The 14079-nt window shown below is 62.4% G+C and carries 13 protein-coding genes; 8 read left to right on the top strand and 5 right to left on the bottom strand.

All coding sequences use genetic code 11. The annotated features are described in order from the left end of the window. Window positions 1-65: 65 nt before the first annotated feature. The gene (gene xopA / locus XcyCFBP4188_RS15780) at window positions 66-383 is read right to left on the bottom strand and encodes a XopA/Hpa1 family type III secretion system protein (RefSeq protein ID WP_006451024.1); all 318 of its coding nucleotides are present in this window, start codon (window positions 381-383) and stop codon (window positions 66-68) included. A gap of 465 nt (window positions 384-848) precedes the next feature. Between xopA and XcyCFBP4188_RS15775 the strand changes: the two genes are divergently transcribed. Further along, entirely contained in the window at window positions 849-1331 is a 483-nt protein-coding gene (locus XcyCFBP4188_RS15775; protein ID WP_228996212.1) for a lytic transglycosylase domain-containing protein, read from the top strand. Between the two features lie 96 nt (window positions 1332-1427). Here the strand turns inward: XcyCFBP4188_RS15775 and XcyCFBP4188_RS15770 are convergent, their stop codons facing one another. From XcyCFBP4188_RS15770 to XcyCFBP4188_RS15765, 3 genes are all read right to left on the bottom strand, one after another. Continuing rightward, entirely contained in the window at window positions 1428-2663 is a 1236-nt protein-coding gene (locus XcyCFBP4188_RS15770) for a hypothetical protein (RefSeq protein ID WP_006451022.1), read from the bottom strand. 66 nt (window positions 2664-2729) lie between these two features. Beyond that, window positions 2730-3029, bottom strand: a complete 300-nt coding sequence (locus XcyCFBP4188_RS22655; protein ID WP_146094062.1) for a hypothetical protein — start codon at window positions 3027-3029, stop codon at window positions 2730-2732. 627 nt (window positions 3030-3656) lie between these two features. After that, the gene (locus XcyCFBP4188_RS15765; RefSeq protein WP_104592415.1) at window positions 3657-5237 is read right to left on the bottom strand and encodes a thioredoxin family protein; all 1581 of its coding nucleotides are present in this window, start codon (window positions 5235-5237) and stop codon (window positions 3657-3659) included. Window positions 5238-5663: 426 nt separating this feature from the next. On the opposite strand from XcyCFBP4188_RS15765, the gene XcyCFBP4188_RS15760 reads away from it, so the two are divergent. The 6 genes from XcyCFBP4188_RS15760 (at window position 5664) to XcyCFBP4188_RS15735 (ending at window position 12021) form a co-directional block, all read left to right on the top strand. Next, window positions 5664-7457 (top strand): methyl-accepting chemotaxis protein, encoded by a 1794-nt coding sequence (locus XcyCFBP4188_RS15760; RefSeq protein WP_104592414.1) that lies wholly within the window; start codon window positions 5664-5666, stop codon window positions 7455-7457. Window positions 7458-7797: 340 nt separating this feature from the next. Continuing rightward, a complete protein-coding gene (locus tag XcyCFBP4188_RS15755; protein ID WP_006451018.1) occupies window positions 7798-8376 on the top strand; it encodes an anthranilate synthase component II in 579 nt (192 codons plus the stop codon). Window positions 8377-8545: 169 nt separating this feature from the next. Beyond that, a complete protein-coding gene (locus XcyCFBP4188_RS15750) occupies window positions 8546-9175 on the top strand; it encodes a flavin reductase family protein (protein ID WP_006451017.1) in 630 nt (209 codons plus the stop codon). Between the two features lie 119 nt (window positions 9176-9294). Continuing rightward, window positions 9295-10332, top strand: a complete 1038-nt coding sequence (gene trpD / locus XcyCFBP4188_RS15745; RefSeq protein ID WP_104592413.1) for an anthranilate phosphoribosyltransferase — start codon at window positions 9295-9297, stop codon at window positions 10330-10332. A gap of 182 nt (window positions 10333-10514) precedes the next feature. Next, window positions 10515-11312 (top strand): indole-3-glycerol phosphate synthase TrpC, encoded by a 798-nt coding sequence (gene trpC / locus XcyCFBP4188_RS15740; protein ID WP_023902392.1) that lies wholly within the window; start codon window positions 10515-10517, stop codon window positions 11310-11312. Next, window positions 11305-12021 (top strand): haloacid dehalogenase-like hydrolase, encoded by a 717-nt coding sequence (locus tag XcyCFBP4188_RS15735; RefSeq protein WP_006451014.1) that lies wholly within the window; start codon window positions 11305-11307, stop codon window positions 12019-12021. The genes trpC and XcyCFBP4188_RS15735 overlap by 8 nt, the downstream gene beginning before the upstream one ends. A gap of 350 nt (window positions 12022-12371) precedes the next feature. Here the strand turns inward: XcyCFBP4188_RS15735 and crp are convergent, their stop codons facing one another. Then, on the bottom strand, window positions 12372-13064 hold the full coding sequence (crp, locus tag XcyCFBP4188_RS15730; RefSeq protein ID WP_023902393.1) for a cAMP-activated global transcriptional regulator CRP: 693 nt from the start codon (window positions 13062-13064) through the stop codon (window positions 12372-12374). A 137-nt stretch (window positions 13065-13201) separates the two neighbouring features. Here crp and speD point away from each other — a divergent pair, with 137 nt between their 5' ends. After that, entirely contained in the window at window positions 13202-13996 is a 795-nt protein-coding gene (gene speD, locus XcyCFBP4188_RS15725) for an adenosylmethionine decarboxylase (RefSeq protein ID WP_006451012.1), read from the top strand. Window positions 13997-14079: the final 83 nt, after the last annotated feature.

Here is a 14079-nt window from a genome sequence, read left to right as displayed (position 1 = left end):
CCCGGCCGATGAAGCTCGACAGGTTGGCGTTGAAACCACCCAAGCTGTTGCCGCCCAGACTGCTGTTAACCGAATCGCCCACCGCCCATGCCGGCGCCGCCCTGGTTCGGCATCAGCTGCATCACGATCTGCATCAACATCTGCGTCAACGGACTCAGGCCTCCCTGTTGATCGTTCTGCGGTTGGTCGCTGCCACACCCATTGGCATCGCTGCCCTGGCTCTGTTGCAGCATCATCATGATGAACATGGCGAGCAACTGATCCAGCTGCTGCTCGGAGCCAGCCGAAGGCGAGGGCTGACCGGAGTTGCCGTGTTCCTGAGGCCCGATGCCCATCGTCTGCAGGTTGCTGATACTCGAAAAGTTGTTTCCGATAGAGTCCATGGTGATTCCCGTCTCATGTGGTTGAACTGGATACATCGCGGATTGCCGGAAGCTGAAACGGCAAGATCGCAACGGGGACGCTGCGCTGCCCCGAGCGCAAAGTAGAAGAGGCAACGGCGGTGCATCTGCCAGGACGCGAAGGTGCGCTTTTGCTTGCGAACGTGACTGCGGAAAACGCAGGGAAACCCCTGGAGAACAGCTGTGTTGCAACGCTGCGTGTTGTGATTTCGTTTACGTCATAGACGCTTCGTCCAGCGTGTGCATGCGGATGCACAGCACCGTTATGGTGTCGCGATCGAGCGGAGCGTCGGACCAACCGGGGGTGTGCGTCCACTCCGCTACGTTGCTGGAATGAACGACGATCAGGTGAAAGACATGAAAGAGACCGATACGCCGACCACGTGTGCGTCTGTGCACGGCACGGATGTCTGGCGTCAACTGTGTTGTGCCACGCTCTCGAGAAACATGCGCGTAGGCGCGCGATGGTGCGCGCTCCAGCCCCGGCATGCTGCCGCTCCTTGGCGACGCGTGTTGATTGCGGCGGCGTTGCTGTGCGCCGCGCCGCTCGCACGCGCAGACTGTTTTGAAGAAGCCGCCGGCTATCAACATGTCAATCCATGGGTGCTGCGTGCCATTGCATGGCAGGAATCACGCGGTCGTGCCGACGCGATCCATCGCAACAACAACGGCACGATCGATTATGGAAAGATGCAGATCAATTCGATCCATCTGCGGCGCCTTTCCAGTTATGGCATCTCCAGGGACGCGTTGATGCAGCCGTGCGTCAGCGTGTATGTCGCCGCCTGGCGGCTGCGCGAGATGACCAATAAATATGGAAATACCTGGGCCGCCGTGGGCGCCTATCATTCCGAAACTCCCGCCGAGCGCGATAAATATGCGCATGCCATCCACGCGATTCTGACCAAGCGCGGCGTGGTTGCCGAGTAACGCTGCTGTGATCGCGGGAGCGCGTGTGGTGTAGCACATGGCATCAAGCCAGCCGCGCCCGCCTGGTGGCGAGCGCGGTGGTTTTGATCGCTGTGCTTACTCAACCTGCGAGCGATGCGCCTCGGCCTCGCGAACGGCCGCCTCGGCTTGCCAGGTGGCGCCGATGATCTTGTACTGCATGCCGGCGACAACCCCGGACACCGTATTGGAGAGCAACGCGCTGGGTGCTGGCGACAACCCAACCCACGCGCCGATCATATTGACGGCGGTACCGAGTGCGATATTGGAGTTGATCGCAGCGGTGCGCGTGATCGACTGGTCCATGACCCGCTCGTAGTCATGGCGCTTGCCCTTGAATGCCGGGTCCAGGAATTGCTGTGTCCCGGCTTCGTCGGCCTCGTGCTGGGTCACGTTGAGCCAATCCAGCGTTTCCAGGCAGACATTCAATGCAGCGGACACTGCCGATTGACGCACGATGATATCGGTCGCCTGACCCTTTTTGAAAGGCGAGTTCAGGCCGGCCCAGCGTTGCTGGGCAGTTGCAAAATCTGGCGATGCCACTTCGTTGCTGGCCAGATTGGTCAGGACGTTGGCCATGCCGTAGAACCTCCCGGCAGCGGTGAAATGCGCACCGCTGATCCCGCCATTGGTGGGGCCACCCATTCCCACCATGCGAAATGTCGCCTGGATGGTGTCGCGCGCCGCGGCATAGGCGGCGATCTTCAGATCGCTGGCCAGCAGCCTGGCCGCCACCTCCGGTTGGCCGGATGCCTTGCCGGCCGCACCCACGGCGATGTTGCTCACGATGCCGCCCAGCGCGAGCCGGGTGACCAGATCCGAATAATGTCGCTGCTCGGCTTTCTTGTGAGTGCGTTCGGCGTCGGACAGTGCATCCCACTGTTCGAGACTGAGATTGTGGAAGCCTCGCGCAGCCGCGTCTGGATTGCGGTTCTCGCGGTTGCTTCGCAGCGTATGCAGTGCCATCTGCAGCGTGCCGGAGACGGCCTGCATGGCGACCACCGCTTCTGGCGGAAGCTGACGTAGAGCGGCAAACAATCCCTGGCCCAGCAACTCGCGCGCGAACGTGGTCGGTCCTACCGAAGTGGCCTGGTGCACTAGGTGCCCCAGCGCAGCACCCAGGTATTGTCCATCGAATTTGATCTCGGGTATGCCGCGCGCTGCGGCCAACACCGCAGAGGCGGTCGGTCCCAATACGGTGCTTGCGCCACGCACTGCACCGGTTCCGATCGATGCGGCCAACGCACCCAGACGCTCGGTGCGTGTGGGTGCGGCGGTGGCTGTGGCTGCAGCTGCAGCTGCAGCGGGGTGCACCGGCGGATCGCGTGGTGCAGGTTGTTCTGGGGCAATAGAAGACGTGTCCGATGATGTAATGGAGTCTTAGGCGTCGAAGAAGTGCTCGCTGGTGCTCTCTTCGTCGTGCAGGATCGACGCGTCCGCGGCATGCAGCGGCGGGCTCTCACCGGGGTGCTGGTTTCTGTCGGCAGCGCTGCCAGATCCTGTGTTGCGTTCCGGGTTGTCGCGTCCTCGGGACGGTCTGGGAGCCAAACGCGACAGTGCAGGGTTTGCCGCAGGTGTGGGCGTCTGGTTGGGTTGCTGTAGCGGCGGCATTTCGATCACAAACTCTGCATTCGTCGATCGCGCTGGCTGGGAAGCACTGGCTGAAGGGATCTTCGTCACGGCATGTCCTCGCTGTGGTGGGAAAGGCGGCATGCTGCCGACCGGGCTTGCAGGGCTGCTGACGTGCGGCGTTGACGGCCGGCACATCGTTCGACGGACGCATGGCGTTGCCAGCCTCGATTGCAGCGCCGGGGTCGCTGGTGGCCGGGCGACGCGTCGATCGACGCGACAACGCGCTCCACGTGGGCATGCAGACACGGTCTGGCGCACGTGCCGTCATCAACGGTCCGGGCAAATACAGTGCGAATTACTCAGCGTGCAATCGAAGTGCTCAGGCGTGCCCTGGCATTCATGGCCACCTTGTGTGGCATGCGTTGTCGTCGTCAGTGACTCGAAAATGCCATCAGGCCGCAGATCCGGGACGCTTCAATTGCGAAATGATCATTCCCCAACGGAATATGTCATTCGTTGTGCGGATGAAATGTGTCTGCTGTTGGGCGTGTCTGCGTCTACCCGAAGACAGCGTCGTGCGCGCAGCGACGACCACACTTGAGACGCGGCCTGGTTCGGGCAAGCAGCCCAGCCAGCTCAAGCAGCGATGTGGGGATGAGGTCGTGAAGCTGGTCGGTCGAGGTCCAATCGATGCACACGGCATAACGCCCGGCCCTTCGGCCGGGCATTTTCCTTTCAGCTCAGCCAGCTGCTGCACCCGCTGGTGTTCTTGCCGTCGCAACTGGCCAGCATTTTCTGCTGCAGCCGCGCCAGCACCGCGCTGCCTTCCCGATGATGCTGCGTGCTCCAAGTCTTGAGCGAAGTACCAAGCGCCTTGAGGTTTTGAAGGTTACGTCGACCGTATCGATCCGGCTGGCCTGCCAACTCGCCGATCACCTGTGCAGTGGCAGATTCGATGGCAGCGGTGTCCTGGGGGCTGAGCCGGATCACCCCATTGGCATACCGCAGCGCCGACTCCACGCGCAGGACGGGGCCTTGGGAACCTTCGTAGGACTTTTTCAACCACGTCAGCGCTGTCTTGGGGTCGCTGCGTTCTTCGGCCAGATCGGCGAGGAACTGCATGTAGTGGTTAGGGGTCTTGCTACGCGTCAGCTCGCCCAGCAGCAGTTGTTCTGCACCGGCGGTATCACCTGTATCGTCCAGTAGTCCCGCGGCTCCGGTGATGACGGACTGTCGTTCTTCATCGGTCTTGGCCGTCTGCACGGCCCATTGCACGCGCTGGCGAACGGTGTCGAGCACCGCTGCCGGCAGCGGTGGTTGCGGCTTCTTTGGCTCGCTACCTTGGGTTTGACCCTGTGCCAGGCGAGCGAGATCGATCTGCGTGGAGGCGGTGATCATCCGGTCCACGATCGGCAGGGTGGCGTCGGCATAAACCTTGTCCAGCGCCTGATTCAGTGCCAAGGACAGCGCCGCCCGCTCGCCTGGGTCGCTGGTGGACGCCATCACCAGGCGTGGGGCAAAACGACTCAGCTCGGTGCGGTTTGCGCGCACCTCCGACGGATCGGCCAGAACCGCCTTCAGCAACGCCAGGTGCGCCGGGCTGGCAACCGGTGGAGTTGTTGCGATGGACAGCGCCAGCAGCGCGAACCTGCGCTGCAGCGCAGGCTGCGGTGCCGAGGCGGCCAACTGCGCAAGCACATCGCTTGCACTGCGCGTGTTCGACGGCTCGCGCGCCATGCCCCACCACTCGTAGCCGGCCAGCAAGGTCCAGTCGTCTGCGCGCAATTCCTTCGGGGTCTTCAACGCCCGGTCGAGCAACTGCTCCGAGGTCATGGTCTGCGTGGCAGCCACCTGCAACGCGTCGGCCAGGCGGGCATTGTCGCTGTAGCCGGCCAGGCGCGTGATCAGGCTGCGATCCGGGCGCAGCACGATGATGGTTGGATACCCCTTGACGTTAAATTGATCGCCCCACTTCTGGGCATCTGCAAGGTCCACGTCCAGATGCACCGCCACGAATTTGCGCGTCAATTCAATAAAGGCGGGATCCTTGAACAAGGTGGCCTGAAGCTGGTTGCACGGTGGGCACCAGACGGCGCCCCAATACAGCATGAGCGGCTTGCCGCTTGCCTTGGCCTCGGCGAAGGCGCCATCAACGTCGCCCTCGCGCCAGGCAATGCCGGCGCTGGCAGGAGTGGCTGCCGATTTGGTCTGTGCAGGCGGCGCTGGTGTGTCCGGCTTGCCGCAGCCGGTCAGGGTTGCCAGCACGGCCAACAGCGCGATCGAGGACGACGCAGGGCGTTGGAACGACAGCTTCATGGGAATCACCGGACAAGAGCAGAGGAAGATCGAATGACCGAACGCGCGGCGTTGCGCCGACGGCGGATGACGTCACGGTCTTTGTAGCCCTGCCGCCAACTTGGCAGCATCGTTGGATGCGAAATGGTGTTGGCGCCAGCGCAGCGGCACGAATCAACGTCTCGATGTCGCCGATGAGCGGCAGCGCAAGGTCCGATTGCTTCAACGCATTCCACGGCCAAGACGGACGTTGTATCTCGTGGGTAAGGCTTCTCCATGGAACGGCCCACGCAATCTTTCGCCGATGGCGTGACAGCGACGCGCTACACGGAAGGTGGTGGTTACCTGAACGGCACAGCAGCCGCATCGCCCTTACCTAATTCTGGCCTCAAGAAATGCCGATCACTGCCGTTAGCGCCAGTTCCTAACCAAACGGCAGAGGTCGCCATGTTTTTCTCCGACGGTCACAAGGTCGAGGCATTGACCAAGGCGATTGAAGCCACGTTGCAGGGGGGCACCGCGCAGTGGCCGAGCAACGGTCCCGCCCTGCTTCTCAAGAAGATGGCAGAGCGCTTGTGTGCCGCCCAACAGGAGCGTGACCTGGCGAAAGTCCAGGCGGCTGATGCGGCGGCTGCACTGCGTCAACTGGAAGGACGCTTTGAACTGGTTGCCAACAGCACCACAGACGGCCTTTGGGATATCGGCGTCATCGATGGAGACCCCACGCATCCTGACAGCCCGGTGTGGTGGTCGCCCCAGATGCGCGCTCTGTTGGGCTTCTCCTCCGAGCAGGAGTTCCCCAATGTGCTGGACAGCTGGGTTGCTTGCCTGCACCCGGATGACAAGCAGCCGACGCTTGACGCCTTCGCGGCGCATCTTGCGGACAGCAGTGGCCGGACCCCCTATGACGTCGAGAACCGCCTGCGTCTGAAGTCGGGCCACTACCGCTGGTTCCGCGCATTCGGCACCACCGAGCGCGACGCGCAAGGCTTGCCGCTTCGGGTGGCGGGTGCGCTCACCGACATCACCGAGCGCCGTGACCGAGAGCAGTTTCTCGACATCACACTGACGCGCTTTGAGCTCGGCTCGCAGATGCTGAGCGATGGCTTGTGGGACATGAGTGTCATCGCCGGTGACCCGATCAATCCCAGCAACGAGTTCTGGTGGTCACAGCAGTTCCGTCACTTGCTGGGCTTTGAGTCAGAGCAAGAGTTTCCCAATGTGCTGGACAGCTGGGCGTCACGGCTTCATCCGGAAGACAAGACGCGGTCGTTGAACGCCTTCGCGGCGCATTTGAACGACCGCAGTGGCCGCACCAACTTCGATATCGAGTACCGCCTGCAGCTCAAGAACGGCCAGTATCGATGGTTCCGGGCACGCGGCCTGACCAAACGTGCGGCAGACGGCACGCCGCTGCGCGCGGTGGGCGCGTTGATGGATGTGGAGGCCGGACGTCAGCTGGGCGAAGTGGCAAACACACTCAGCAACGCGGCAGGAGACATCGTGCGCAGCAACGATGACCTGTCGCGGCGCACCGAGCAGCAGGCAGCCGCGCTCGAGGAGACCGCAAGCTCCATGGAAGAAATGACCAGCATCGTGCGCAAGAATGCTGACGGCGCGCGCCAGGCCAATGCGCTTGCCAGTAGCGCCGCAGAGACGGCCCTGCGTGGTGGGCAATTGGTCAATGGTGTCGTCAGCACGATGTCAGCGATCCAGACGTCGTCGCGGAAGATTGGGGAAATCATCACCGTCATCGACGGCATCGCGTTCCAGACCAATATCCTCGCCTTGAATGCAGCCGTGGAAGCGGCGCGTGCGGGAGAGCAGGGGCGTGGGTTTGCGGTGGTGGCCTCCGAAGTGCGCAGCCTCGCTCAGCGCTGCACTACCGCCGCAAAGGAAATTCGCGATCTGATCGCCGATTCCGGCGCGAAGGTGGGGCAGGGTGCAGAGCAGGTCAACGTGGCGGGCAAAGCCATGGAGGAGCTGCTGGCGTCGGTAAAGCAAGTCAACGACATCATGGGTGAGATCGCGGCGGCCAGCCACGAGCAAAGTGCCGGGATCGAGCAGATCAATCAAACCATTGCCCAGATGGACGCAGCGACGCAGCAGAATTCAGTGCTGGTTGACACCATGGCATCGTCCGCCCGTGCACTCGAAGATCAAGCAACCGCATTGGTGGAGAGTGTTGAGAGCAGCTCACGCAGCATCAATGGAAAACCAGCGCTCGCATTGGTGGCCTGACGCCTTGTGTCGCCCCAGCGCTGCCCTGCGACGTGATGGTTTCACGAAGCAGGGCGGTGCATTGGGAGGCGGGCGTCAGACGGCGCTTGAGTGACGATCTGGTCTGCATCGGCGTATCAAGGCCGACTGCCCGCCGCGCTGGGCGCGTGGCGGGAACTCACCTTATTAGCGGGGAAGCGAATCGCCCGGGAACGCAGCAGCGAGCACGTGCGAAGATATGCTTTGGTGTTGCTCGCTCCCCAGTCGCTTGGGTATCACACAGGTTCGAGGGTGTCAGGGCGGGTATCAATGGACGGTTTCGGGCGGTGTCCCGTTTAAAAACAAGAAGATAGGCCTGAAAATGTTACTGATGCTCGATAACTACGACAGCTTCACCTACAACCTCGTGCAGTACCTGCAGGCTCTAGGTGCGGAGGTGACGGTGGTGCGCAACGATGCGATGAGCGTCGATCAGATCGCCGCGCTCAAGCCGGAGCGTATCGTGATCTCGCCCGGTCCGCGCACGCCCAACGAGGCCGGTGTCTCGCTGCAGCTGATCGAGCAGCTGGGCCAGACCACGCCGATCCTGGGCGTCTGTCTGGGCCACCAGAGCATCGGTCAGGTCTATGGCGGCGATGTGATCCGCGCCGGCAACATCATGCATGGCAAGACCTCGCCGATCCGCCACCATGGCAAGGGCGTGTTCGCCGGCCTGCCGGACAGCTACGAAGCCACGCGCTACCACTCGCTGGTGGTGGACAAGACCACCTTGCCCGAGGCGCTGGAAGTCACCGCCTGGACCGAGAATCCGGATGGCTCGATGGAAGAGATCATGGGCCTGCGCCATCGCCAGTTTCCGGTCGAAGGCGTGCAGTTCCATCCCGAATCGATCCTGACCCAGCACGGTCATACCTTGCTGAAAAACTTCCTGGAGCGCTGAGCGAAATGCGCACCGCGCACGTCGCCGGCGTCTATACAGCAGTTGTCGATGCAGTCTTCAGCAACGTCGATGCACCAGCTGCGCATGCGTGCGATGCCCGCAATCATCTGTCCTGCATGGCAGAGATGGTTCGCCGTTTCGTTTCTTCAACGCCCGCATCCGGATCACGATGAGCACCACTGGCGACAACGTCCACTTCTACGAACCAAGCCAGGGCCACGGGCTACCGCACGATCCGTTCAATGCCATCGTCGGCCCACGGCCGATCGGCTGGATCGGTTCGCGCAGCGCCGAGGGCATCGCCAATCTGGCGCCTTACAGCTTCTTCAACGCCTTTAACTACGTGCCGCCGATCGTCGGCTTTGCAAGCATCGGTCGCAAGGACAGCCTGCGCAACATCGAAGCCACCGGCGAATTCACCTGGAACCTGGCCACGCGTCCGTTGGCCGAGGCCATGAATGCCAGCGCGGCGATGGTGCCCTCGGAGGTGGACGAGTTCGCACTGGCCGGCTTGCAGATGGCAGCTTCGCGCCTGATTGATGCGCCGCGTGTGGCGGCAAGCCCGGTGAGTTTCGAATGTCGGCTCAGCCAGTTGCTGCCGCTGCAGAGCGCAAGCGGGCAGGCCATCGACACCTGGCTGGTACTGGGTGAAGTAGTGGGTGTGCATCTGGCGCACGCGGCGCTGCAGGACGGCATCTACGATCCCGCTGCCGTGCAGACAATCCTGCGCGCCGGCGGTGCCGCCGATTATTTCGAAGTGCAGGCGCAGGCGCGTTTCCGCATGCGGCGTCCCGGTTAATGAGCGTCGCCTGCAACGTCGCTGCATGGCAGTGCACCGACGCTGGCATGTCTCTCCACGCCTGATCGATCCACAGTCCTCTCGTACTTCTCCCACGTTTTTCCACGGTCCTCTCGCCCATGCCGATCACCCCGCAAGAAGCCCTGCAACGCACCATCGAACACCGCGAAATCTTTCACGACGAGATGGTCGAGTTGATGCGGCAGATCATGCGCGGCGAGGTCTCCGACATGATGGTCGCGGCCATCCTCACCGGGCTGCGGGTCAAGAAGGAGACCATCGGCGAAATCGCCGGTGCGGCCACGGTGATGCGCGAGTTCTCGCGCCGCGTGGAAGTGAGCGACCGCCAGCACATGGTCGACATCGTCGGCACCGGCGGCGATGGCTCGCACACTTTCAACATCTCCACCTGCGCGATGTTCGTGGCTGCCGCCGGTGGTGCCAAGGTTGCCAAGCACGGCAACCGTAGCGTCTCGTCCAAGTCCGGCAGTGCCGACGCGCTGGAAGCGTTGGGCGCAGTGATCGAACTGCAGCCCGAACAGGTCGCCGCCTCGTTGGCGCAGACCGGCATCGGCTTCATGTACGCGCCGGTGCATCACCCGGCGATGAAAATGGTGGCGCCGGTACGTCGCGAAATGGGCGTGCGCACCATCTTCAATATCCTCGGCCCGCTCACCAACCCGGCGGGTTCGCCGAACATCCTGATGGGCGTGTTCCATCCGGATCTGGTCGGCATCCAGGCGCGCGTGCTGCAGGAGCTCGGCGCCGAGCGCGCGCTGGTGGTGTGGGGGCGCGATGGCATGGACGAACTCTCGCTCGGTGCCGGCACCTTGGTCGGCGAGCTGCGCGATGGCCAGGTGCGCGAATACGAAGTGCATCCGGAGGATTTCGGCATCGCCATGTCGGCCAGCCGCAACCTCAAGGTGGCCGATGCCGCGCAATCGCGCACGATGCTGTTGCGCGTGCTGGACAATGTGCCCGGCCCGGCGCTGGACATCGTGGCGCTCAACGCCGGCGCGGCCCTGTATGTGGCCGGCGTGACCGACAGCATCGCCGCCGGCGTGGTGCGTGCGCGTGCGGTGCTGGCCGATGGCTCGGCGCGCGCCAAACTGGATGCCTATGTCGCCTTCACCCGTCAGGCTGCTGCGCAGTCCTGATCCATGCAGTGTCCGCACTCCGCACGTCAGCGATGTCACCGCGCCGGTGTGCCTGCCCCGAGAAACCGGCAATCGCTTGGCCGGCATCGTCACGGTGCCGCTGGCATGCTGTGCACTAGCGTGCGGCCACCTCAGTTGCGGCCGTGTTGACCGATAATGCCCGCCCGCCAGGACCCGATACGATGAGCGATATCCTCAACACCATCCTTGCCCGCAAGGCCGAAGAAATCGCCGAGCGCAGTGCACGCGTGCCGCTGGCCGAGCTGATCGCGCGCTGCGCCGACCTGCCGCTCACACGCGGTTTTGCTGCCGCCATGCAGGCCAGCATCGCCGCCGGTGACCCGGCCGTGATCGCCGAAGTGAAGAAGGCCAGCCCGTCCAAAGGCGTGATCCGGCCCGATTTTCATCCGGCCGATATCGCCGTCAGTTACGAGTTCGGTGGCGCCAGTTGCCTGTCGGTACTCACCGATGTGGATTTCTTCCAGGGCGCCGATGCGTATCTTCAGCAAGCGCGCGAGGCCTGCACGCTGCCGGTGCTGCGCAAGGATTTCACTGTCGACCCCTATCAGGTCTACGAAGCGCGCGTGCTCGGTGCCGACTGCATCCTGCTGATCGTCTCGGCGCTGGAAGATGCGCAACTGGCCGATCTGTCCGGCCTGGCCATGCAACTCGGTCTGGACGTGCTGGTAGAAGTGCACGACATCGACGAGCTCGAGCGCGCCGTGCAGGTGCCGGTGCCGCTGGTGGGCATCAACAACCGCAACCTGCGCACCTTCGAGGTCTCGCTGCAGACCACGCTGGACATGCGCGCCGCGGTGCCGCGCGATCGCATTCTGGTCACCGAGAGCGGCATCGTCACTCCGGCAGATGTGCAGTTGATGCGCAGCCACGATGTGAACGCGTTTCTGGTCGGCGAGACCTTCATGCGCGCGCCCGAACCCGGCGAGTCGCTGCGTCAGCTATTCTTTGCGCATGACTGAGTCGTATCCCGCACCGCGCGACGACGCCCCGCTGGTGGTCTTCGATTTCGACCACACGCTGTACGACGGCGATTCCGGCAGCCATCTGTTTGCCTGGCTGATCAAACGCAACCCGTTGCGTCTGCTGGTGGCCTTGTTGGCTTCGCCAATTCTCGGCCCGATGGTGGCGATGCTGCCGACCCGCAGGCGCGGTGTCTCCGGCTATGTGTGGATCGCCACCTTCGGCCTGCATCGCACGCGCGAATTCAATCGCTTCATCGATGCGTACGTGCTCAAGCATGAAGCGCAGATCCGGCAGCGCTTGTTGCCGCATGCGTTGAAGGTGTTCACCGACCATCGCGCCGCAGGCGATCGGGTTGTGGTCGCCACCGGCGCACCGCCGGAACTGGCGCGCGCGATTCTCGGCTTCGTCGCGCATCAGGACGTGCCGGTGATCGGCAGCCTGGTCGGCCCACGCCTGGGTGCGGTCACCGCGCGGCGCCACTGCCACAACGAAGAAAAGATGCGCATGCTGCGCGAGCGCGGCTATGCCGACATCGCCATCGCCTATTCGGACAGCACGGCCGATCTGCCGTTGTTGAAGGCCGCACGCGCACCGGTGGTGGTCAATCCCAAAGCCAATCGCGAAGCGCTGTTTCGTGAGGTGCTGCCTGCGGGCACACCGATCCTCAACTGGGGCTGTCGCGACCGCGGTGGCAAGGCGCTGTAGCGCTTGTTGTCAGAGACATATGCGCCTCAGGCAGCGCGTGCGGGAAGTGCGTCGTCAGGTGCGCAGTCCGGACAAGAAAAGTGCTTCACCCAGTGAGCGCAATCCCGCAAACGCATTGGCGGACTGATGCTCAAATACCGATCAGCAAGCGATGGCTTGAGGCCGATGAAGGAGTGGGTGCAATGCACGCAGTCGGCTGCAGGGAAATGGTGGACGATGCGCAGCACACGCCCGGCAATCGATAGCGGAGAGCGCCTGACTGCATCAGTCCGCATGCCTTGCGACATGCGGCTCAAACGGCGGTCGGTGCGATGTTGCACCAACCGCGACCACAACCGCTTAGCGCGCGCTTAGCGCGTGCCGTACAGCACGACGGTCTTGCCGCGTGCATGCAACAGACCATCGGCTTGCAGTTTCTTGAGCACGCGCCCGGCCATTTCGCGCGAGCAACCGACAAGGCGTGCCAACTCCTGCCGCGAAACGCGCAGCTGGGTGCCTTGCGGATGGCTCATCGCTTCAGGCTCCTTGGACAGATCGTGCAGCGTACGCACGATGCGATCGGTCACGTCCAGGAACGCCAGGCGACTGGCTTTCCTCGTGGTATCGAGCAATCGCTTGGAGAGCTGAACACCAATCGCGTACAGGATGCGGGGCGCATCCGGTGACAGACTGGTCTGGAACAGTTGCTGCAGCCGCTCGTAGCTGATTTCGGCCAGTTCGCATTGGGTGCGGGTGCGCAAGATCACCTCGCGCGTATCGGATTCGATGAACAACCCCATCTCGCCGACGAACTCGCCACTGCCGAAGTAACCCAGCACCAACTCGCGATCGTCATCTTCCTCGGCGATGATGCTGACCGAGCCACTGACAACGTAGTAGAGGGTGCCGGCCGGGTCTCCTGGCCGGAACACATCGGTCCTGGTCGGATAGCGCCTGCGGTGGCTGTGCGCCAAAAAACGCTCAATCGTGCCAGCGTCCAGTGCCAGATAAGGGGTAGCGTTACGTACCGTCGTGGTGACAACCGTCGTGTTTCCTGGGTTCATGGTAGTTCCGCGTGTAATTCCTGAAGCTTAACGGCATGAGTCATGCAAGGTAAACCATTCTCAACGTCGGCATTTCGTTGCTGGGATCTTTGGCTCATAATTGACTCCTTTCCCGCCTTCCATAAGGACAGACCGACGTGGTCAAGCCGTTGCCTCGCCTGAGGCTACAGGGGTTCAACAACCTCACCAAGGCGTTGAGCTTCAACATCTACGACGTCTGTTACGCGCGTACCGAAGAGGAGCGTCAGCGCTACATCGAGTACATCGATGAGCAATACGACGCGGACCGTCTGACGCAGATCCTGACCGACGTGGCCGAGATCATTGGCGCCAACATCCTCAATATCGCACGTCAGGACTACGATCCGCAGGGCGCGTCGGTGACGATCCTCATCTCGGAAGAGCCCGTCATCGACAAAAAGCAGGCCGGCAAGGAGTTGATTCCTGAAGCCGTGGTTGCTCATATGGACAAGAGTCATATCACTGTCCATACATATCCCGAGACGCATCCGCAGGAAGGCATCGCGACATTCCGCGCCGATATCGACGTCGCCACGTGCGGTGTGATCTCGCCGTTGAAGGCGCTGAACTACCTGATCGAGAGTCTGGAATCGGACATCGTGATCATGGACTACCGTGTCCGTGGCTTTACCCGCGATGTAAAGGGCAAGAAGCACTACATCGACCACAAGATCAACTCGATCCAGCACTTCATGGCCAAGAACGTGAAGTCGCGTTACGAGATGTTCGACGTCAATGTGTATCAGGAAAATATCTTCCACACGAAGATGCACCTGAAGGATTTCGATCTCGATCAGTACCTGTTCGAAGAGCGCGCCAAGAACCTCTCGTTCAAGGAGCGCATGAAGATCGAAACGCTGTTGAAGCGCGAAATCGAAGAGCTGTTTCACGGGCGTAACCTGAGCGAATAAGCGCAGGATTCGACCTGTTGCGTGCTTGTTTGCAAGCGCGCGCAAGATGCAAGGCGGGACGGCCCGCCACGCGATGACCTCGC

The sequence above is a fragment of the Xanthomonas hortorum pv. cynarae genome (genome assembly GCF_002939985.1).
Taxonomy (GTDB): Bacteria; Pseudomonadota; Gammaproteobacteria; order Xanthomonadales; family Xanthomonadaceae; genus Xanthomonas; species Xanthomonas hortorum_D.
Note: the sequence above shows the minus strand (reverse complement) of the source record. Positions and strands in the feature narration are given on the sequence as shown.